The organism is Alteromonas sp. Cnat2-8, assembly GCF_022348355.1.
Classification (GTDB): Bacteria; Pseudomonadota; Gammaproteobacteria; order Enterobacterales; family Alteromonadaceae; genus Alteromonas; species Alteromonas macleodii.
The window spans coordinates 301,843-323,105 of the sequence record NZ_JAKREX010000002.1 but is presented as its reverse complement, the minus strand read 5'-3'; the positions used below and the strand labels follow the sequence as shown (position 1 = coordinate 323,105).

Genomic DNA, 21,263 nt, shown 5'->3' with positions numbered 1-21,263 from the left:
TAGGAGAAGCTCTGCTTCTCCTTTTATCGATTACAATATCCCCTGCTCTAACGCCTTGAGCACTGCCCTCGTTCTATCTCGTACACCAAGCTTAGCCATGACTGAAGAAACTTGGTTCTTAATGGTGCCTGTTGATTTGAACATCGCATCTGCAATTTCTTTATTACTGTAACCCGCAGCGATCAAACGGAGAATTTCGACTTCTTTCTCAGTAAGTGGCTCTGGATTTTCAAACGACTCAAATTCTACGTTCAGTCCTTTCAAGCCTTGCAACACTTTTTCGGTTACCGCGGGCTGAATCAGCGTTTTGCCATTTTTTATTTGTGTAATAGTGTCAACCAGGGTTTCTAGCGATACATCTTTAAGCAGGTACCCTTTTGCACCAGCCCGCATAGCGCCGTTTACCAGCTCGTGATCATCAAACGTAGTAAGCATTAGCACTGGCGTACTAATCCCTTTATCACTCAGTGCAAGCAAAGTATCGATACCCGATAATTTGGGCATGCGAATATCCATTAATATCACATCACAGTTTAAAGCGTTTTCACTATCAATGAGCTGCTGACCATTTTCGTATTCGCCAACAACTTCAACGCTATCATCAAGCCCTAAAAGTGATTTGATGCCTTCCCTTACCAGCATTTGATCTTCAACTAATATAAGGCGTGTTTTCATTCGCCCTCCGGTATGTGAATTGCGATGCGAAAACCCTGCTCGGTTCGCTGCCAGCTGATAGTTCCATTTAGCTCATGAACCCGTTCCTGCATTCCTTTTAGACCATTGCCTGCCACCACACGACTTGAAGTGTCAGATTCGCTTGATCGCTCTTCCTTTCGAACCCCTACTGCAAAAGCGCCTTCTGAATGGCTACATGGTGCTTTGTCGAAGAACTGTATGCTACTTGGCTGCTCATCACTGAGTTTCTCATCTGCAGCATGCGGCACCATACTGTCGTGCATTAGTAGGTTGTAAGCGCCGTTGTGTTGCGTCAGTGATAGGGAAAAATAATGCGCCTGTGTATGGCGTATCACGTTAGTTAGCGCCTCCTGCATACTTCGCAAAAGGCAATCGGCAATTCGCACGTTGGTTAACATTAAATTGTCGTCAATGTGCAGATTTACCATCGGCCTAGGCAAATCTTTAATTAGTGCGTTTACTGCTAATGAAAAATTAATAGCCGCATTTTCCCGAATGTCAGAAATCGCTTCTCTAACATCAGAGAGCAAAAGCTTAGCGATACTGTGGGACTGCTCAACGTGTTGCTTTATGGCTTGCGATTCAGTGCTCTCTAATAAATCCGCCTTTCTAGACGCGACTTGAAGGTTGATAGTAAGCGCCGTCAAATGATGCCCTAAAACATCATGAATGTTTCGCGCTATACGCAGGCGTTCATCTTGAGTAAGCGCCTGCTTCATTAGTTGCTGAGTACTTAATAATTGTCTATTAAGCGCGTCAGCTTCTTCACGCGCTTTCGATTCTTTAATGGCCGTGTTTGACATGATCATGGCAAATAAATTGAATGTCCAAAACAGCGCTCCAGTCAAGACAGCTTGCTGCTCTTGCCACACCCACCCTTGGATGAGGATGGTGGGCAAAGCCAATGGTATTGAAAGCACGACGCACTTTTTCCAATTAACATAGTAAGGAAGAATGGCGGACCAAATAACAATGAAGATGGCAAGGTAGGCATAGGGAAGCAAAAACTGGCACAGTACCGCTAATAGAAACATCGCCCATAACGTTGGCAGCCTTAACGAAGGCATACTGTGGTCATGCCTACTGACAATCACAAAAGTCGCAGCTAGCATACAAAAAATAGTAATGGCGGAGAAGGTTCGCCAATGCATGAATGAGTATTGAAGATACAAGAAGTAAAGTGCGGAGCCGCTTACAAACAACCACGTAATGCATGCAGACGCGCGCTCAATATCGATGCTCACCCGCCAGTGAGCAGGGATTGAGATTTTCATTCGTTTCTGACTACCTATATCTTTTCGTTCTTATAGCGCTACTTTGACAAAAAATACGGTTCAATGCATAGGCCATAAGTCACTTTTTATTTCATGACTTCTGGCACTATTGTCAATCTCGTGAAGTTATCACTATAAGCCTACAATTTTGTTCATTGCCAAAGGAAAGCAAGATGCAAACAATTCATGGCTTTATAGTAGCGCTTCACGTTTTAACGGGTGCATTGTCACTTTTACTATTTTGGGTGCCTAGTTTTACGAGAAAGGGCGGAAAAGCCCACAAGCAATTTGGTGGTTACTACATAAAAGCGATGCTATTTACGTCTATTAGTGGCGTTGTCAGCTCTACAATGGTGTTGTTTATTCCGCTAGTCATCTACCCAACAATGCCCGAGCACTTTGAGTCTGTTGCTTATTTCACTGCGTACCTTAGAGGTCAATATATCTTTTTGCTGATGTTAAGCCTATTGGTGTGGAACAACGTAAGACATTCTGTAGCGGTGCTTAAAGTGAAGCAAAATCTTGAGCAGCTGCGCACAATTGAATATTTATGGCTACCCGTACTGCTTTTTGTCGTCGCTTCCATTGCGTTGTATCAGGGTATTACGTACGGCATCACGCTAACTTGTATCTTTGCCCCTATTGCACTGTTAAATGCCATTGGTATTGTGCGCTATGTTCATCAAAAAGACATCGTTGCAGGTTCGTGGGTAACTGAGCACATTGGGCATATCATTGGCTCTGGTATTGGTGCATATACCGCATTTTTTGCCTTTGGAGGACGCGCATTATTCGAAGGCTCGCCGTTACTACAACTTGTCAGTTGGGTTCTACCTGCCCTTATAGGCGTTCCTTTTTCAATCTGGCTTAGCTGTAAATACAATCCCAAATTATCTGGTCGTAATACGCCTTCTTTAAAACCTAAGGTAGTGAAAAGTTAAACTTAAAAGTGATATAGAAAAATTCAATTCAGCAGTAGTTATCAATGCCACGGTTAGGGCCTGTTTACTTAACGGTGGCATTGCCACTTGGACAACAAGCCATCAAATGTGTAACGTAAGAAATGGCAATAACGCCACCATAAACCAGTGTCAACATCGAGCGCTAAATTATGAAAAAGCACCAATCAGCAGCACTTAAAATATTGAAAGATACACTGTCATTTCAAACGTCTAAGCGTAGTCTCGCTGTTAGTGCGGCCTGTATTGGTTTAGGGCTAGGTTTAAGTGCAAATGCGAACGCATATCATGAAGACAATTCAACACCGCAAACCAGTGACCAAGCGCAAATGAATACCAAACCGACACTTGAAACGCTCACCAACTACCAAGAAAACGCGCCATATATGTTCTCTTCGGGCTTACCCGATGCCTCTCACCTTTCTTTACTAAAAGAAAAAGGGGTGACGCACGTTGTAGATTTGATCCCAGGGGATAGAACCAGTGAAATCTCAACTACCTCAGAATTAGGACTCGATTACTTTAATGTGCCCGTGGATTGGGAAGGTCCCACATTAGCCAACTTTTTAAATTACGCTGCATTTATGCAAACCGTCGATATCAAAAAAGACAAGGTACTCACGCACTGTAAACTGAATTGGCGAGGCGCTGCTTTTACGTATCTATACAGAATTAACGTACTTGGTGAAAATGAACAAGCCGCCCAAAAAGACCTTATGGCTATTTGGCATCCGAATCCAACATGGTTCGCCTTCATGAACGAGGTAATTGCCCACTACAATGAGGTAAACGGTAAAGAAGTAGCGATGTCGTTCGAGGCTGCCGCTCCTGAAAACCACTAAATTTCTGGCTTACCGAGAATAATAGCGGTCTAAGACCCTCTCGTCCCTACCAAACATATATGAAATTTCAGATTTATTATTGACACATACGGAATTTCATATACGATACATCACATACGAAATTTCATATGTGATGTAATTTATGTCGACTTGTTCTGATTCTGCGCAGCTACAGCCTTTAACATTTTTCAAATGCTTGTCGGAAGACACCCGCTTAAAGACGCTGCTTATGCTCAGTCAAAAAGGTGAGCTATGCGTGTGCGACCTTACTGATGCGCTTCAATTAAGCCAGCCCAAAATTTCACGCCATCTCGCTGACTTACGAAAGTGCGGTTTAGTTCTCGATACTCGTAAGGGCAAATGGGTGTATTACCAGCTCCATCCTGACCTACCCGCTTGGGCGCTGGAGGTCATTAAGAACACCGCTATTCACAACAATGAATATATTAGCGAGGCGTTAGCGAATTTGTCCTGCGAGAATTGCTAGATTCCAAACTTTCTGAATGGCACAAAGACCGCTGCAAAAATGCACAGCAAAGGTCAACAGGCCCTGGTGTTAATTGCAGCTTAATACGTCGCCAAGTATCTGTTTTTTCGAAGTCTTATTCTATTTATTACAGCTACCCACAGTAGCCTCGACCATTAAACAAGGTTTTATATGAAGATTTTATATATTTGTACGCACAACCGTTGCCGCAGCATTCTTTGCGAGGCCATCACTAACGCCTCGAACGGCAATGTTGAAGCACGTAGTGCTGGCAGCCAGCCTGTAGGGGAAGTACACCCTCTTTCTCTTAAGTACCTTGCAGAGCGCGGGTTTAGTACAGACGGCCTTCAAAGCCAGTCGTGGGATGAATTTGAAGATTACGATGCTGATCTTGTTGTCACCGTTTGTGATTCAGCGGCGGGTGAGTCATGCCCTGTTTATTTCGGTAAATCTCTTAAGGTGCACTGGGGCTTAGAAGACCCGTCTAAGTTAGAAGGTAGCGAACAAGAGAAAGCAGAGGCATTCAACAACACTATCGATATTATTGAAAAGCGTGTAGCGGCATTAGCAGAGCTTGCTGAGAAAAACTTAGATAAAACAGCGCTTAAAGAGGCACTATCAAAATTAGGAGCCCAGTAATGGGTAACAGTAAATCAATGAGCCAAGATATATCAAGCAACCAAGAAAGCTCAACAGCACAAAGCCCATCTGATAACGCGGTAATGGCGCAAATGCACAAGCCAATTATGGCTAACTTTGCATCAAGGTTCTCAGATCACAAGCCGCGTATTTTGCTACTTTACGGCTCGCTCAGAGAACGCTCGTACAGCCGCCTAGTAATTGAAGAGTCGGCAAGATTGCTTGAGTACTTTGGTGCTGAAGCCAAAATCTTTGACCCTCGTGGATTGCCGCAGCCAGATACTGAAGATGACTCACACCCAAAAGTGAAAGAACTGCGTGAGCTTATGATGTGGTCTGAAGGGCAAATTTGGTGTTCACCAGAGCGCCACGGCAGCATGACTGGCATTATGAAAAGCATGATTGACTGGGTACCGCTTAGCCTTGGCGGCGTTCGACCAACCCAAGGTAAAACGTTGGCGATTATGCAGGTTTCCGGCGGTTCACAATCGTTCAATGCGGTAAACCAAATGCGCATTTTAGGTCGCTGGATGCGCATGCTAACCATCCCTAATCAGTCTTCTGTGGCAAAAGCCTTTCTAGAATTTGAAGACGATGGTCGCATGAAGCCGTCACCTTACTACAACCGCATTGTGGACGTAGTTGAAGAGTTGGTGAAATTTACTTTGCTCACCCGCGACAACAAAGACTTTCTCGTTGACCGCTATTCTGAGCGCGTTGAAAGCGCAGAAGAAGTGAGTAAGCGTGTTAATCAAAAATCGTTGTAAAGTAAGACAAAGGTGAATCAGAATGGGTTTCTTTGAACGTTATTTATCAGTGTGGGTTGGCCTTTGCATTGTTGCAGGGGTGGGCCTAGGCTATGCCATGCCGGATGTCTTTGCGTCTATTGCGGCGCTTGAATATGCGCACGTAAACCTGATAGTGGCAGTACTTATTTGGCTAATGATTTACCCAATGATGGTACAAATAGACTTTGGCTCAATTAAAGACGTTGGTAAAAAGCCGAAAGGCCTTGTACTGACCTTGGTGATTAACTGGCTGATAAAGCCCTTCACTATGGCACTATTGGGTTGGCTATTTTTTAAGGGCATTTTTGCCGACTGGGTAGATCCGCAAACGGCCACTGAGTACATTGCAGGCATGATCCTACTGGGCGTCGCTCCATGTACAGCGATGGTATTTGTGTGGAGTCACCTTACCAAAGGGGATGCTAACTACACGTTAGTCCAGGTATCAATTAATGACTTGATTATGGTCGTTGCCTTTGCACCGCTTACCGCCATGCTGCTGGGCGTAACAGATATAACCGTACCATGGGATACCCTGCTGCTTTCTGTTGCACTGTATGTTGTATTGCCATTGGTCGCGGGTTATATCACGCGCCGTCACTTGGAAAATAAAGGCAATAACGCACAAGGAAATGGCGCTGTTGACGCATTGGTTAGCAAGTTCAAACCCTTTTCAGTTATCGGCCTGCTACTCACTATTGTTATTTTGTTTGGTCTTCAGGCCGAAACTATTTTATCGCAGCCGCAAGACATCGTGCTTATCGCGATACCACTACTAATACAAACTTACGGTATTTTTGCCATTGCTTACTTTGCGGCAAAACGTATGAAACTGCCGCATAATGTTGCAGCACCGGCATGTATGATTGGTACGTCTAACTTTTTTGAATTGGCGGTAGCCGTCGCTATTTCGCTATTTGGTTTACACAGCGGCGCAGCACTTGCCACTGTGGTGGGTGTATTAGTTGAAGTGCCCGTTATGCTTTCGCTAGTGTGGTTTGCGAACAAAACGCGCCACTGGTTTGACTAAGCGCATATGAAAAAGGGCGAACCGCAGTTCGCCCCTTTTCATCAATTTTTCTCATCAACCTTTATCAACGCTTTTTACAACGCTCTTTATAAGTCGTTAAAATCTTAAACCGCAATCGCTGGTTTGTAAGTATCGGGAAGAATAAAGCCAAAGCGCTGCAAAACTGACGTTAGTACGTCCCGTTTTATCGGCTTTTCTATAAAGCCCAGTGCACCTAAAGACATCACTTTTTCTTGCATCATTGGCTGAATATCGCCAGACACGACGATAACAAACGTTTCTAGCTGACGGCGTTTTATTTCACTCAACACACTGATACCACCAAGAACAGGCATGGTCAGGTCCAGTAAAACCAAATCTATTGTGTGATGAGCCAATACTTCCAACGCGTCCATACCATTTGACACTTCGTAAATAGTTTCAGCAAAGCCATCTGGCAAATTGCTTCTCGCCATTTTTCGCGCCAGCGCCGAGTCATCACAAATAAGAATATTAAAACCCATCAAATACAAACTTATAATTGGTTATTAATCCGCCAACAGAATACATTAAACGAAAGTATAATAAAACAAAAAAGTGTCTGATAATTGGTAACTTAATCGCTATCTGCGCCAAACTTCACTCTTCAAGCTATCTATTTTGTGGTAGATATAGCGAGTAACAAAATAAGGAACACACGACCATGCAAGAGTTAGCTACTAGCCAAGATAAGAGTTTGGTAAGAAAAGTTGCCTATCAAATTTTGTCTCATTTCGATAAGAGTTATCGATGGTTCACCCGCATCACTCGTGGCGCTCAAGAAAGGTTCGAAAAGGGAAATTGGAAAGAAACTCAGCTTGCCTCTAAAGAGCGAATAACCATTTACGAGCAAAGCCTGTCAGACGCTGTCGCCGAAATTTATCAGCTAACTCAAGTACATCAAAAAGACGACGCTTTCTGGCAAGAGCTTAAGAAAGTATTTGCTTTACAGCTAGAAGGCCACCCGCAGTTTGAGCTAGCCGAAACCTTTTACAACTCTGTAATTGGCCGCTTGTTTAAACATAGAAAAATCGATAACGATATGATGTTTGTCTTGCCCAGCCGCTGTTTCTTACCCGGGCAAGACAGAGACAAAGTGATTAACAGCTTCGACACCACCACCACGGTGCGTGAAATGTACGAGTCAATTTTTAAGATATATCGATACAACATTCCGTTTGAAAACTTCGAGCGAGACCTACAGAACCTTGAAAGCGCGCTTCGCGCTCGGTTGAACAAGGAACAGCTAGCCAGCGTTCAAGCTGTGGAAATCCTTAAGCCTACGTTTTTTAGAGGAAAAGCCGCTTACCTGATTGGACGAATTTGCATGCCCGACGAAACGCTTCCGTTTGTTATCGCCATGCGACGCTATAACGAACCCCATATGTTTGTGGATGCGCTGTTAACTGATCGCAAAGACTTAAGCGTTATTTTCGGTTTTGCTCGCAGCTACTTTATGGCTGACACTCAAAATCCTGCGGAAGTTGCCGCCTTTCTTCAAGAGCTTCTCCCCAATAAAAAGCACTTTGAGCTGTATATGGCAATGGGACACTACAAGCACGGTAAAACAGTGTTTTATCGCAACTTCTTGCAGCACATGGACGAGTCAGACGACAAATTTGAGGCTGCACCCGGTATCCGCGGCTTGGTCATGATGGTTTTTCATCTGCCCTCTTATGGCGTGGTGTTTAAGATCATTAAAGACGAGTTTGCAGAGAGTAAAAAAATCACGCGTGAACACGTTAAAGAATGCTATAAGTTAGTGAAAATGTCTGACCGTGTGGGTCGAATGGCAGATACCCACGAGTACGTAAACTTCAGGTTTCCGCTAGACAGAATTGAGCCTGAGTTAATTGATGAACTCAAAGAGACGTGTGCATCGAGCCTAGAATTCACTGAATCTGAACTCATCATTAAACACATGTACATTGAACGGAAAATGACGCCGCTTAATCTGTATCTACAAGAAGAAACAGATGAAGAGAAAATTACCCGTGCACTAGATGAGCTTGGACTGTGCATTAAGCAAATTGCCATGGCCAACATATTTCCTGGCGACATGCTACATAAAAACTTCGGTATTACCCGTCATGGCCGTGTTATTTTCTACGACTATGATGAAATTTGTTTAATGAATGAGCGCAATTTTAGATCCCTGCCGAAATCTGACGATCCTTATGCTATTGATACGCTCTCGGTAGCGCCTAACGACGTATTCCCCGAGCAGTTTGAGCACTTCATTGTAGGTAAACGCAAGTTCAAAGATATACTTAAATCGTTGCACGGTGATTTGATGACCCCTGAATATTGGCACGAAGTTCAGGAAAAATGTGCACGAGGCGATGTTCAACACTTCACGCCTTACAACGCCAGCATGCGTTTTGACAGAGGCTAACTAAGTTAAGTGTTTGATAAAGATGCACGTTGACCGGGGCCCCAGTGTAGTTCAATAGTGTAGAGCAAGCCAAAGCACTGTGCATGCGCCCTCTAGGGCACTAGACACCTGAACAAATTGTCGCTACATGCGAAAAAGCTTAAAAGTGATCGTTTCGTTACTTAACACTCGTAAAAGCATGTGAAAGCGATACTGCTTTGCGACTGCTTGATTTTGCTTGCTGACGATTAATCGCCACATAATGGCGACAGCAACGCCAAACAAGTGTGTGAATGTTGATAAACAAAAGAAGCGTAATAATGAGAGTGCTACTTGTAGAAGATGATCCAAAGGTTGCCTCGCACATTGCAAATGGACTATTGGGTGAAGGGCATGAATGTATTACTGTAGGTGATGGAACATCAGGCTACCAACAGGCGTCAAGTAACGAATTAGACGCCGTAATTCTGGATGTGATGCTGCCCGAACTCGACGGTTTTTCTGTTTTAGAAAAACTTCGCGAAGAAGGCAACACAACGCCCGTTTTATTACTGAGTGCAAAAAGTCAGGTTGAAGACAAGGTCAAAGGCCTTCGCACAGGCGCTAATGATTATTTAACTAAGCCTTTTGCCTTTGAAGAGTTACTTGCTCGCGTTGAGGGCCTTGCAGGTCGTAACAAAGAAGGTGAAGACAAGACGCTGATAAAAGTAGGCGACCTCACTCTAGACCTGGTTAACCGCAAAGTATTGCGCGGCGATCAAGAGATCGACCTGCAGTCTAAAGAATTTCAATTGCTTGAATGCCTGCTCCGTCACAAGGGTAAAGTCGTGACGCGAAGCATGCTGCTTGAGCAGGTTTGGAACTATCATTTTGACCCGCAAACGAATGTGATAGATGTTCACATTAGCCGCTTGCGTCAAAAAGTGGATAAGGCGTTTAATGTCCCGCTTATAGAGACTGTGCGAGGCACAGGATATCGAATAGCGGATGGGCTTGCATGATAGCAATACGCGACTTTACGCGTAGTTCAAGTTTTCGCGTAGGCGTATTGCTCACTACTCTAGCTTGTATTGCCATTGTTTTAATTGTTTATTTTTGGCGATTAACGAGCAGCGACTTGTTTATTTCGGAATCGAATGCTGCCGTTAATGCCAAAACAAACGCGCTTATTACTCTCTATGAAAACCTCGGTATTGAGGCGGTTAAGTTAGCGATAGCCAAAGACAATGGCCAACATTCGCCAAATGGCTCAACAATCACCTCAGCGTCCGACCACCTACGTTCATTTGTTGCACTGAGTAAAGATGAACAAGTAGTGGCTGGCAATTTGTCGTCAATTCCCCTTGTTCTTGAGCGCCACAAAAGCGCCAGTTTTGCTACCGCAGAAATAGTTATTACCCGCCCCAATAGCACAACGAGAAAAACGCTGCGCCAAGCACTTATGAGAGAAGTAACCCTTGGCGATCACGTGCTTTACGTTGGTCGCGGCATTGACGATTTATACAGCGCACAGTGGTTTGGTAAAACGTTCAGCTGGATCATTGTGGTGTTGCTTTGTACCTTGAGTGTGCTGAGCTTCGCTATAGCCGTTTACGTGGTTAATCGAATTAACCGCATGTCGCAAACGGCAGATAAGATTATCAAAACGGGTAACCTGCAAGAGCGTTTAGAAATTGACAGTAATTGGGACGACCTGAGCAGTTTGTCATTTGTGTTTAATCAAATGCTCGATACTATCGAGAGTTCAGTCAACAATATAAAGTCAGTGACCGATAGCATCGCCCATGACCTTCGCACTCCATTATCTCGACTTCGCAACACGCTAGAAAAAATCGAAGACACTCAACTAAGGGAAGATACAACACAAGAAGCCGATAACCTGCTTAATATGTTTAACAGCTTGTTACGCATAAGTGGGCTTGAAACCACCAATAAGAAAGAAGGCTTTTGTTCCACTGACGTACGCGCCATCGTAGAGGACGTGGTTGACCTGTATCACCCCCTTGCAGAAGAGCGCGACATTACCCTATCGAGCGAGCTCGATGCAGTTACAATGCTTGCCGATCCCAACCTGCTATTTCAAGCTGTAGCTAACGTGTTAGACAACGCCATAAAGTACTCTAACGAAAAAAGTGTGGTCACCGTACAGCTCTCTACCACAGCAAGTCATATAGTGATTGCCGTGAACGATGCGGGAATTGGCGTGGGTGAACATGAAATTGTGAATCTGGAGCGCCGATTTTATCGGGCAGACGGCAGTAGAACCAGTAAGGGAAATGGGTTGGGCTTATCGCTCGTGTCTGCCATTGTGAAGCTACACGACGGCCACATTTGGTTTATTCACGACCCGCTAGTTAAAGGGCACGGGTTAGGTGTGGTATTTACGTTTAAGCGTTAAACTTTGGACTATTGCTTTTGTCGACAAAAAATAAAAAAACGCTGACGCTTTTTTCTTAGCATCAGCGTTTTTATCCTACATTTTCAACGTTGTGATTTGTGCCAGTCGCTTACGCTAACAGCGACTTCACGTACGCTTTAATCTCTTCATCTTGACCGTGGTCAAATAGACACTGCTGGAAACGCTCTCCAGATACGGCTGTTTTAACCAGTTCAACGTCCATTTTTTTCAGTGAATCGACGTAGCTCTCTGGAGCCAACGCACGTTTCAAATCTGCGAGAATACCAGCGTTTCGTACTTGAGGTTCTTTACGTTCAACGGGATAGCCCGCGCCACGCTCGCCTGTTAACGCTTTCTCAAAGATATAACGCGCATTAAGTTCAGCGCCCCATCCAAAGCCTTTTGCAAAAGGTAACGCTAACGCATTTCCATTGTTAACTTGGTTAAACAAAAATGCATCTGAAGGGTCGATACAATAACCGCAAAATACGCCTGGATGAGCATTCAACGACATCATAGCCCCTTGACCCGTACCACAGCCTGAAATCACAAAATCGACAGCTTTCGAGTTGAGTAGAATAGCTCCCATTATGCCTAAGTGCACATAGGTAAGATGGTGATCAGTTTCGCTGTTCATACCCACATTGAATACAGCGTGTCCCAGTGAGTCCGCCACGCTTGTGAGCTCATTTAATATTACCGGATTCTTAGCCGCCTGACTGTTTTCCATCATCAATGCAACTTTCATGAACGCTCCTAAGCAAAGAAAAATAAAGAATTAAACGCTTACATTAGCATGGAACGAAATGCCACCTCACGGGTAATGCCAAAGTAAATGTCGATTAGTTTCAAATGTGAAACGAAAACGGAAATATATAAAGATGGAGGGCCGACGAGTAACAAGTCACTGACCAGTAAATCTACTGGCCAGCATTTTTCAAAAAACGAGGTTAATGGCGTATTAGTCTGTTTGTTTTTGCATAAATATGGTGACTTCTGCCATCACAATACCAAACTTACGAATATACGAACGGTTCATCATAGCACTGTCGTCAAATGCCCAAAACCAATCGTCAAACGTCACCGAATAGCTAGTGTCATCCACCGGCAAATCCATCTCATAATGAAAGTTAAATGCGTTGCCAAAGCTTGTGCCTTTGGCTGGACCATCAATGTCACTCGCGCGACCCACATAGCTATTATCACTCTGCTTTACGATGGTCCAAGTACGGGACGTTGGACCGTCGCCCACACCGTAATTAAAGGATTCATCAAGGGTTAACGTATCGCCATCTACTGAACCATCGATGTCTACTACGAACCTTTGCACCACCTCGCCCGAGCGGTTCTGAACAATGCCCCAGGCTTTAACGTTCCCATCAAAAAATTGCTCAATATCGAAAACAGGCGATACAGACCTGTAGTCTTCACCATCGACTGAAACAGAGCATCCGGATAGCCCTGCCACCGTTAAAGCGGCAATTCCGATTCCTAAAACAAACTTCACCGTATTCTTTATCACTTTCGCAACCTTAATCAATTGACGAGATAGACTTGGCGTAATGCTAATAAAGCGTTGCCCTTATCCGTTTCCCAATAACTTCTTTCTAAATTTTGGCTCAGACGTTTTATCGCTTAGCCAGATATCAAAAAAACGCTGTGTAAATACTTTGTCTTCAATTTCATCAGCCTTTTCACCGTTCACGTAAAACACACTCGTGCCATCTTTCGTAGCGATACCGGTAATGACGTCGCCCTCGCTGACGTCAGGAAATATACTATTCATTAGGGAAAGCCACTTGTCTGAATCATCAGCCGATAGGTCTCCTTGCTTTTTCATTTCATCAATAGAACGCTGGGCAATTTTCTTGCCTTCCAAGTCTCGCTGGTACGTTAACTTTAGTGCAAAGGGGGGCTGGTTGGCGTATTCACCTTCAGGCGCATAAAGCTCACCGGTATACACATCCCAAAAGTAGTAAGAGAACATGCCTTTTCCAACGAGCTTTGCATTGGGAACATAATTACTGATGTACTTAACATCTGGCTCTTGCGCAACCGCATTCTTTGACATGATTAGCCCGCTTGTTGATATCGAAACAAAAAGCATGATGGAAAACATCTTCGCAGCCATGCTAGCGCTATACATCGAATATCCCCACACACCACTGGCACTTTCTGGGCGCATTGGTAAGGATTTAGCTCTCAACTGGCGAAATAGGCCATACATTTTGATAACCATAACTATGCTCTTATTAGCGTAATAAACATTACAGGTCTTTTATTGTATTTCTATCTGGTTATACTCTTGCCTTCACACATTTGATCAACTGACACTAGGCTCTCGTTGTGCTTCCCCTTGATGCATTTAAATCGTCATTAACCCTGCCCTCACCGCTAATCCCATTTAAGCCAAATTGGGAAGGTGCCAGCAAGGTATCGCTATTTGTTAAGCGTGATGATGCTATTCACCCTGTAATGTCAGGTAATAAATGGCGAAAGCTAAGTCATGCGCTCACCAGCCCGTTGCCAAAAACGATAGTGAGTTTCGGCGGCGGTTTTTCTAACCACCTGCATGCACTAGGCTTTGTTTGTTATAAATTGGGCATTCCTTTTAACGCCGTTATTCGCGGTGACTACAGCGCTGCACCTACACCCATGATTGAGGATTTGAAAAGTTGGGGCACCCGTATCGACTATGTAGACCGAGTCACTTACAAAAAGCGAAACGATAGCGCATATCTACTTCATCTTAAGCAGCAGCAACCTGACGCGATGATCATTCCTGAGGGCGGAAGCCAAGCACAAGCGCTTCAAGGGATAAAGGACATGGTTGATGAAATCGACATAGACTTTGATTTTATTGTCGCTCCTGTCGCTAGTGGAGCCACTTTGGCGGGAATAGTCAGTGCATTAAATAAACGTAATGAAAATAATGCGAAAGACACTCTCCATCACACTGGTTGCAACGCTGTCGGTGTTGGCGTGCTGAAGGGTGAAGACTACTTAGAAGGATTAGTCGAACAATTTCTTCCAGCCTCGCTTGGGCGATCAAATTGGCATATTGAACACAACTACCACTTCGGTGGTTACGCCAAAGCGCCAAATGAGCTTCAAACCTTCTGCAACGATTTTAATAATACTTTCGATTTTGATATCGAGCCTGTTTATTCCGGCAAAGCCTTTTGGGCAGTTAAAGATATGCTGGCCAAAGGTATGTTTGAAGACGGGTCACGCATTGTTGTACTGCACACAGGCGGCTTGCAAGGCGCAAGATAAACCCCTTTTATAACAGAGTGTTGCGATCACTACCTTTCGGTGTTACAACTATCCCTGTGAGCTTGCTCACAATTCTTTTAAACACTAAACAACGATAACAACAAGAAGTTTGTCGCAGGATGCGGCATAACATTAGCGCTTGCTACCTGCAGACTTCATCAAGGAATGATTATGAAAGATATTTTCTTCTTCGACTCAATGTTAACCCCTAAGATTATCACTTTCGTGTACTGGCTATTGCTTTTAGGATCTGTGGTAAGTGGCGTAACGACGATGTTTGTAGGGTACGACGCGAGTTTTGTATACGGCCTATTTATTATCGTGTCTGGCTGTATTGGCGCAAGAATCTGGTGCGAACTGCTTATCGTACTTTTCAAAATTCACAGCAACCTTCAGAAAATTGCTAGTAAAGAATAGTGCCATACCAAGGCTAGCGCTTCTCTAGGTAGCGCTAGCAATCCATCTAGTACTTTGATTGTGTAAGACCATTAGTATCAATCTGCGACAGGATAGCCAAACAACCTCTTTAACTTTGCTTTTATCCCTTTTGCGTGCTGAAGCTGTTCACGAAGCACACCTATTTGACTAAAGTTAGCGCTAAGAGGATTGTCCTTAGGCATTTTTCCTATAATGCCGTACTTTATCGTTATCGTTTTGTCTTCTTTAGCGAAAGTGCCGAATAACTTATCCCATATAATAAGTACGCCACCGTAATTCTTATCGATGTATGGTTTATTCGTTGCGTGATGAATACGGTGATGCGTAGGCGTGTTGAAGATACGCTCTACCCAGCCTAGGTTTCCAATTGTCTGAGTGTGTACAAAAAACTGATAAGCCAGATTGATAGCGACAATGGCAAAAACCAGACTTGGCGAAAAACCAATAAGAATCATTGGTACCCAGAACAGCCACATGCCGACAAAAGGGTACAAAACGCTTTGTCTGAAGGCCGTTGTGAAATTCATTTTTGTCGAGCTGTGATGTACCACATGCGCTAGCCAAAACCAGTGTATGTTGTGTGAAGCACGATGAAACCAGTAGTATAAAAAGTCTTGAAGGATAAAACCTGCAAAAAGTGACAGTGCACTAAGCTCTATTTTAAATAGTGAAAACTGGTGTAACCAAATAAAAAAAGGCATTAGTAGAAGCAAGACCAATGCATCAGAGCTCTGATGCAATAGTGCAAGTAAGGCATTGTTTACACTGTCTTTTACATTGTAAAACTGTCGCGCTTTCTTAAATTCAACAAAAACACACAGTAGAAATACGGGGCTTAACCCTAGCAAAATAAGTTCAACGGGGATCAAAGCGTGCTCCTAACTTATCTAGACATTTCTCAATATCGTTTTGCAACAGGCGCGTCAGTAACCAGTTTGGTATATACCAAGGCGCCCGACAGGTAATGCGATAAGAAACGTTTGTTGAATTTTCCTGCTGCGTGAACGCAATAACGCCCCTGTGAGCTTTGACTGGAAAGTCATCAACCACTCTATATTCAATGCCGTTGGTATCTGCGTGAATAATCTCTTCTTTAAAACGTACACTAAGAATAGTGACTTCTCTTACGCAGCCCTTTCCGCCGCTAATCTCATTATCATTTTCTGCTTTCAATACCTTAAACGACGCGTTGAAAAAATCGCTTAAATTCTGGTGATCAAGCAGCGTATCGCGCAGTTCTTTGGGCGTTGCAGCAATATTTTTTTGGTAGTAAACGTCAACCATCTACGTTATTTCCTTTTTTGACGGCTCCTAGCATAAATTGACATTTCTATTTTATCTTGCGTTAATGCGACAGTGTTTTTGTTATTTTGCGACAAGCATATGCCATCAGTTTCCTCAGCCTATATCCAAAGTACGGTGAGCTATTTAGTTAGCTTAGGCGTTAATGCCGACAATGTTTCGTTAACTACCCAAAAGCATGACTCACTGTCTGGCTCTTCACGTGTTGATATGGATGTATACGTTGAGCTGTTAAACCAAGGGGTCGCATTAACCAACAATTCGTTATTTGGTTTTGAATTAGGTAAACATATTCAGGCGAAAGATTACGGGGTGCTGGGTTACCTTGTTGAAAGCTGCGAAAACTTGGTTCAAGCCATAAATGCGCTTACCCGCTTTGACGCTTTAGTTGCTGACATCGGCACCACCAGCGTGTTTTTCGAACCTGACAATACCCGCGTTGAGTGGGTACCCAAAAGCGCCGATTGCAAGCAGATGGTATTGCGCAACACCACAGCCTGGGTAGCAACCGTCTACAAGATATTAGGTTCTGCCTGTAAACTGAATGCCGTCACCTTTACGTTTCCTTTGAGCGATTCGGAAAAAGCCATGCTAGCGATGTGGTTCAATTGTGAGGTGGTTGATAACGCCAACACCAACGCCATTATTTTTCCTCAGCACCTTTTACATATTCCATTTACCAGCGAGAACAAAGCGATGTTTAGTGCGCTTGTAAAAGTATCCGAAGAAGAACTAATGGCGAGCAAAGGCGGCGACCGTGTTCAATTTGCCAATAGCCAGTTCTACGCCAATCAGCATGAAGACATAAGTCATAGAGTCGTTGCGCTTTTAAAAGCCAATCCAACCTTAAAAGGCTGCGATCAGCAACGCGTAGCCAATGCACTTTTTATCAGTCCGCGCACCTTACAGCGAAAATTGAAGCAAAGTGGCACTAGTTTTCAACAAATTCTCAATAGCGAACGCAAAGCCCGCTTAGATGATTTGCTGAAACATCACTCCATCGCTGATACCGCAGATTTATTGGGGTTTCAGGAACAATCATCATTTACCCACGCCTTTAAAAAATGGTACTCAACAACACCACTGAAATACCAAAAACAACTTTTAGCGCCTTAAAGCTAATGTCCACTTCCTTATCGCCGAACTATTAAGTCGCGTTGAAAAACAACCGATAAAAAGCAATCGCTCTAGGATTAGTCTCTTAATCTTTTAGTATGAAATGGTAATGTTTAGCTATCGCAATAGTGATTATTAAACTAATGTGACGTAGTAAGCGTAGGTATTAGCAAGTGTCCAGCAACGCTAACTCACAGGAGATGCGCTATGATCGACCGTCCAGTTACATTGCCAACGCCATTAAACGTACTCGTGTCGAAGTCACTAAGCTTATGTGAGCTTATGTTACCCGTATGCGATGTGTTTTACCCCTTTGCGGCCATCTATGAAAACGGCCGAGTAGGTTGTATTTTCAACGACGAAACACAAGGTCAAAAGCGAGAGTCACAGCTTATCGAGCAGCTTCAATGGCGAATTATCGATACCACCACCGACACAAACAGCTACAGCGTATTGGTTTATGCTGCGGCGGTTAATACCCAAGACAGTAAAACCCTCGACGCCATTGCCATAGCCACTGCTACACCAAATCATGAAGAGCGTTTGATTCTTTACCCTTATTACAAAGTTGATGATAAGGTAGTCATATCGCCACCAATTGATACGGTTACCCGCTGAAATTCGAGCGACTTTATATTTTAAACCGAGCAGAATTGCAGACACGTTATTAATTTTAAGAACAAGTCTGCTTTCGTATCAGCTCAAACTTCTATTGAACGACGTATCTCGGCGTAGACCATAAACGGTCAATAATGAGGCCTTTGAAAGGTAGGCCGCTAGTAGGTGTGCAATACCTTTTACATTCGTTGTTACGATTAAAATTTTTTGTACTGTCATGGGCTGTCTTTGCTTGCCAAATCCCATTGGTCTGCTAGCATTCAGCCCAAAATTCATTAGCAAAATTAGGGATTAGTTATTATGTCTCGCGTTTTAATTATTGGTGCTGGCGGTGTTGCGTCGGTAACTGTGAAAAAATGTGCACGTTTACCGCAACATTTCGACGAAATTTACTTAGCAAGCCGCACGGTATCTAAGTGTGAAGCGCTACAGCAAGAAGTAGGTGCAGATCGCGTTAAGGGTGTTTTCGCTGTTGATGCCGACAACGCAAAAGAAGTGGAAGCACTTATCAACGAAGTAAAGCCAGACCTAGTAATCAACCTTGCGTTGCCATATCAAGACCTTCCAATCATGGATGCATGTCTTGCAACTAATACTGATTACCTAGACACCGCCAATTACGAGCCTAAAGACGAAGCGAAGTTTGAATACTCGTGGCAGTGGGCTTACCAAGACAAGTTTAAAGACGCGGGCATTATGGCCCTTCTTGGCAGTGGCTTTGATCCAGGTGTAACTAACGTTTACACAGCATATGCAGCTAAGCATTACTTCGACGAAATCCACTATCTTGATATCGTAGACTGTAATGGCGGCGATCACGGCCAGGCTTTCGCGACTAACTTCAACCCTGAAATCAACATTCGTGAGATTACCCAACGCGGTCGCTATTGGGAAAACGGCGAGTGGAAAGAAACCGATCCGTTAAGCGTACGTGAAGATCTGGACTATCAAAACATTGGTGTTCGCGCATCTTACCTGATGTTCCACGAAGAGCTAGAGTCTATTGTTAAGCACTTCCCTACTCTTAAGCGTGCACGCTTCTGGATGACCTTTGGCGATGCTTACCTTAACCACCTGCGTGTACTTGAAGGTATTGGTATGACTAGCATTGAGCCAGTTGAATTCCAAGGCCAGAAGATTGTACCACTAGAGTTCTTGAAAGCAGTACTTCCTAACCCAGGCTCACTTGCTGAAGGTTATAGCGGTATGACGTGCATTGGCACTTACATCACAGGTATTAAAGATGGCAAAGAAAAAACTATCTTTATCTATAACAACTGTGACCACGCGAAATGTAACGAAGAGGTAGGCGCGCAAGCAGTATCTTACACCACAGGTGTTCCTGCGATGATTGGCGCAGCGCTTATGCTTAACGGCACATGGAAAGAAGCAGGTGTCTGGAACATGGAACAATTCGATCCAGACCCATTCATGGATATGCTTAACGAGCATGGTCTGCCATGGCACGTACTCGAATGTGAAGGTAGCCCTTTCACTAAATAATTGAAATATCGGGGCGCTTAATTCAAGCGCCCTTTTTTATTAACGCCACTATTTAAATCTAGATCAGATTACTGGAATGTAGGATACAGAGTAGTTTTGAGCTACGACCTGTAATGTAATACATTAGGCGTTTGATAAATGTTGAAAGCCGTTTTATTTTTTGGAGCTTTATCCCATTGACCGATTTAACTCAACGTACTGATATTCCCTCTCCTTGCTACGTGCTGGAAGAAGCAAAATTAATTAAAAACCTTGAGCTGATGAAACGGGTTCAAGACGAATCTGGCGCGCGTATTATCTTGGCGCTTAAAGGCTTTTCTATGTGGTCTTGCTTCGACATCATCAAACAGTACTTACACGGAGCAACGGCCAGTTCGGTTTGGGAAGCGAAACTTGCTGCAGAGATGGGTAAAGAAGTTCACGCATATTCTCCTGCGTACAAGGTTAATGACGCAAAGGAATTGGCGGGTCTTGTTAATCACCTGTCTTTTAATAGTTTGACCCAGTGGAACGCGCATAAAGACGTGCTAGCAGGCGTGTCGTTAGGCCTTCGCATAAACCCTGAGCATCAAGAAGCAGATACACCACTGTACGACCCAGCTGCACCAGGTTCGCGCTTAGGCATACGCGCTAGTGAGCTAGAAGGCGTAGACTTATCGGGTATTGAAGGTTTTCACTGCCACAACCTTTGTGAGTGTGATTCTTTTGCTACTGCACGCACGCTTGAGGCCATTGAAAAGCGTTTTGGCAAATGGCTTGGTCAATTAAAGTGGTTAAACCTAGGTGGCGGACACCTGATGACCCGTGAAGGGTATGATGTTGATCACCTCATCAACACACTAAAAGACTTTAAAGCCCGTTACCCACATCTAGACGTAATTCTTGAACCAGGGTCTGCGGTAGCATGGCAGACAGGGCCATTAATTTGCGAAGTGGTTGATATGGTAGAAAATGACGGTGATATCGCTATTCTAGACATTTCAGCTACTGCACATATGCCAGATGTGCTGGAAATGCCTTATCGACCTACAATTTTGGGCGCGGGTATGCCTAATGAAAAAGCATATAATGTGAAGCTAGGTGGCAATTCGTGCCTTGCAGGCGATGTCATTGATACCTACTCATTCGATGCGCCGCTTAAGACCGGCGATCGATTACAGTTTGAGGATATGATGCATTACACCATGGTAAAAACCACGTTCTTCAACGGTGTAGAACATCCTGCTATCGGCATTCTGCGTTCTAACGGCGACTTTGAGCTGGTTCGCGAATTCAGCTACGAAGACTTTAAAGGTCGTTTGTCTTAATTAGCTTTTTTGTAATTGGCTAATTGTTAATGAGCCTTTTTACGGGCAAGCTGTTTGATTAAACAAACAGCTTGCTAATTTACACGGCTCACACAGTAAATTCCCTACTATCTGATTCACCTTAATCAATGAACCCCTCATTTTTCTCAGGTTAATATTAAACCCAAATATGAGTTAATAGTCACCAGAGAAGACTGA

The 21,263-nt window shown here is 43.9% G+C and carries 23 protein-coding genes; 15 read left to right on the top strand and 8 right to left on the bottom strand.

The genetic code is table 11. The annotated features are described in order from the left end of the window. Positions 1-30: 30 nt before the first annotated feature. Both MHN00_RS05620 and MHN00_RS05615 read right to left on the bottom strand, forming a co-directional pair. Positions 31-675: a response regulator transcription factor gene (locus MHN00_RS05620; protein ID WP_239300584.1), complete on the bottom strand. Its 645-nt coding sequence runs from the start codon at positions 673-675 to the stop codon at positions 31-33. Next, positions 672-1,970 carry a histidine kinase gene (locus MHN00_RS05615; protein ID WP_239300583.1) on the bottom strand — a complete coding sequence of 433 codons (1,299 nt, stop codon included), beginning with the start codon at positions 1,968-1,970 and terminating at the stop codon, positions 672-674. Before MHN00_RS05615 ends, MHN00_RS05620 begins: the two co-directional genes overlap by 4 nt. Before the next feature lie 173 nt (positions 1,971-2,143). Here MHN00_RS05615 and MHN00_RS05610 point away from each other — a divergent pair, with 173 nt between their 5' ends. The 6 genes from MHN00_RS05610 to arsB all read left to right on the top strand — a co-directional run bounded on the left by MHN00_RS05610 (position 2,144) and on the right by arsB (position 6,715). Next, positions 2,144-2,911 carry a hypothetical protein gene (locus MHN00_RS05610; protein ID WP_239300582.1) on the top strand — a complete coding sequence of 256 codons (768 nt, stop codon included), beginning with the start codon at positions 2,144-2,146 and terminating at the stop codon, positions 2,909-2,911. A gap of 170 nt (positions 2,912-3,081) precedes the next feature. Continuing rightward, positions 3,082-3,771, top strand: coding sequence for a hypothetical protein (locus MHN00_RS05605; RefSeq protein WP_239300581.1), 690 nt, complete (start codon positions 3,082-3,084; stop codon positions 3,769-3,771). Between the two features lie 142 nt (positions 3,772-3,913). Continuing rightward, positions 3,914-4,258: a metalloregulator ArsR/SmtB family transcription factor gene (locus MHN00_RS05600; protein ID WP_049586017.1), complete on the top strand. Its 345-nt coding sequence runs from the start codon at positions 3,914-3,916 to the stop codon at positions 4,256-4,258. Positions 4,259-4,429: 171 nt separating this feature from the next. Further along, positions 4,430-4,897, top strand: coding sequence for an arsenate reductase ArsC (locus tag MHN00_RS05595; protein WP_049586016.1), 468 nt, complete (start codon positions 4,430-4,432; stop codon positions 4,895-4,897). Beyond that, positions 4,897-5,664 carry an arsenical resistance protein ArsH gene (gene arsH / locus MHN00_RS05590; RefSeq protein ID WP_014950498.1) on the top strand — a complete coding sequence of 256 codons (768 nt, stop codon included), beginning with the start codon at positions 4,897-4,899 and terminating at the stop codon, positions 5,662-5,664. The genes MHN00_RS05595 and arsH overlap by 1 nt, the downstream gene beginning before the upstream one ends. 22 nt (positions 5,665-5,686) lie before the next feature. Continuing rightward, positions 5,687-6,715, top strand: coding sequence for an ACR3 family arsenite efflux transporter (gene arsB / locus MHN00_RS05585; protein ID WP_239300580.1), 1,029 nt, complete (start codon positions 5,687-5,689; stop codon positions 6,713-6,715). Between the two features lie 104 nt (positions 6,716-6,819). On the opposite strand, the gene MHN00_RS05580 is transcribed toward arsB, so the two are convergent. Then, positions 6,820-7,218 carry a response regulator gene (locus MHN00_RS05580; protein ID WP_014950500.1) on the bottom strand — a complete coding sequence of 133 codons (399 nt, stop codon included), beginning with the start codon at positions 7,216-7,218 and terminating at the stop codon, positions 6,820-6,822. 179 nt (positions 7,219-7,397) lie between these two features. Between MHN00_RS05580 and aceK the strand changes: the two genes are divergently transcribed. The 3 genes from aceK (at position 7,398) to MHN00_RS05565 (ending at position 11,505) form a co-directional block, all read left to right on the top strand. Then, on the top strand, positions 7,398-9,128 hold the full coding sequence (gene aceK, locus MHN00_RS05575) for a bifunctional isocitrate dehydrogenase kinase/phosphatase (RefSeq protein ID WP_014950501.1): 1,731 nt from the start codon (positions 7,398-7,400) through the stop codon (positions 9,126-9,128). Positions 9,129-9,427: 299 nt separating this feature from the next. Beyond that, positions 9,428-10,108, top strand: a complete 681-nt coding sequence (locus MHN00_RS05570) for a response regulator transcription factor (protein ID WP_239300579.1) — start codon at positions 9,428-9,430, stop codon at positions 10,106-10,108. After that, complete coding sequence (locus MHN00_RS05565; protein ID WP_239300578.1) at positions 10,105-11,505, top strand: HAMP domain-containing sensor histidine kinase; 1,401 nt, start codon at positions 10,105-10,107, stop codon at positions 11,503-11,505. Before MHN00_RS05570 ends, MHN00_RS05565 begins: the two co-directional genes overlap by 4 nt. Positions 11,506-11,614: 109 nt before the next feature. Here the strand turns inward: MHN00_RS05565 and MHN00_RS05560 are convergent, their stop codons facing one another. The 3 genes from MHN00_RS05560 to MHN00_RS05550 all read right to left on the bottom strand — a co-directional run bounded on the left by MHN00_RS05560 (position 11,615) and on the right by MHN00_RS05550 (position 13,744). Further along, positions 11,615-12,253: an RpiB/LacA/LacB family sugar-phosphate isomerase gene (locus MHN00_RS05560; RefSeq protein WP_039226261.1), complete on the bottom strand. Its 639-nt coding sequence runs from the start codon at positions 12,251-12,253 to the stop codon at positions 11,615-11,617. Between the two features lie 213 nt (positions 12,254-12,466). After that, positions 12,467-13,027 carry a DUF3833 domain-containing protein gene (locus tag MHN00_RS05555; protein ID WP_239300577.1) on the bottom strand — a complete coding sequence of 187 codons (561 nt, stop codon included), beginning with the start codon at positions 13,025-13,027 and terminating at the stop codon, positions 12,467-12,469. A 60-nt stretch (positions 13,028-13,087) separates the two neighbouring features. Further along, the gene (locus tag MHN00_RS05550; protein ID WP_239300575.1) at positions 13,088-13,744 is read right to left on the bottom strand and encodes a chalcone isomerase family protein; all 657 of its coding nucleotides are present in this window, start codon (positions 13,742-13,744) and stop codon (positions 13,088-13,090) included. A gap of 107 nt (positions 13,745-13,851) precedes the next feature. Between MHN00_RS05550 and MHN00_RS05545 the strand changes: the two genes are divergently transcribed. Further along, positions 13,852-14,781, top strand: coding sequence for a pyridoxal-phosphate dependent enzyme (locus MHN00_RS05545; RefSeq protein ID WP_069944816.1), 930 nt, complete (start codon positions 13,852-13,854; stop codon positions 14,779-14,781). A 171-nt stretch (positions 14,782-14,952) separates the two neighbouring features. Further along, positions 14,953-15,198 carry a DUF4282 domain-containing protein gene (locus MHN00_RS05540; protein WP_014950508.1) on the top strand — a complete coding sequence of 82 codons (246 nt, stop codon included), beginning with the start codon at positions 14,953-14,955 and terminating at the stop codon, positions 15,196-15,198. 77 nt (positions 15,199-15,275) lie between these two features. Here the strand turns inward: MHN00_RS05540 and MHN00_RS05535 are convergent, their stop codons facing one another. Next, positions 15,276-16,088 carry a sterol desaturase family protein gene (locus MHN00_RS05535; protein ID WP_239300573.1) on the bottom strand — a complete coding sequence of 271 codons (813 nt, stop codon included), beginning with the start codon at positions 16,086-16,088 and terminating at the stop codon, positions 15,276-15,278. Next, positions 16,075-16,503 carry an SRPBCC family protein gene (locus tag MHN00_RS05530; protein WP_239300571.1) on the bottom strand — a complete coding sequence of 143 codons (429 nt, stop codon included), beginning with the start codon at positions 16,501-16,503 and terminating at the stop codon, positions 16,075-16,077. Before MHN00_RS05530 ends, MHN00_RS05535 begins: the two co-directional genes overlap by 14 nt. Positions 16,504-16,602: 99 nt before the next feature. Here MHN00_RS05530 and MHN00_RS05525 point away from each other — a divergent pair, with 99 nt between their 5' ends. The 4 genes from MHN00_RS05525 (at position 16,603) to nspC (ending at position 21,065) form a co-directional block, all read left to right on the top strand. Beyond that, positions 16,603-17,637, top strand: a complete 1,035-nt coding sequence (locus tag MHN00_RS05525) for an AraC family transcriptional regulator (protein ID WP_239300569.1) — start codon at positions 16,603-16,605, stop codon at positions 17,635-17,637. 207 nt (positions 17,638-17,844) lie between these two features. Next, complete coding sequence (locus tag MHN00_RS05520; protein ID WP_039226244.1) at positions 17,845-18,255, top strand: hypothetical protein; 411 nt, start codon at positions 17,845-17,847, stop codon at positions 18,253-18,255. A 300-nt stretch (positions 18,256-18,555) separates the two neighbouring features. Next, positions 18,556-19,758, top strand: a complete 1,203-nt coding sequence (locus tag MHN00_RS05515) for a saccharopine dehydrogenase family protein (RefSeq protein WP_014950514.1) — start codon at positions 18,556-18,558, stop codon at positions 19,756-19,758. A 176-nt stretch (positions 19,759-19,934) separates the two neighbouring features. Then, on the top strand, positions 19,935-21,065 hold the full coding sequence (nspC, locus tag MHN00_RS05510; protein WP_239300567.1) for a carboxynorspermidine decarboxylase: 1,131 nt from the start codon (positions 19,935-19,937) through the stop codon (positions 21,063-21,065). Positions 21,066-21,263: the final 198 nt, after the last annotated feature.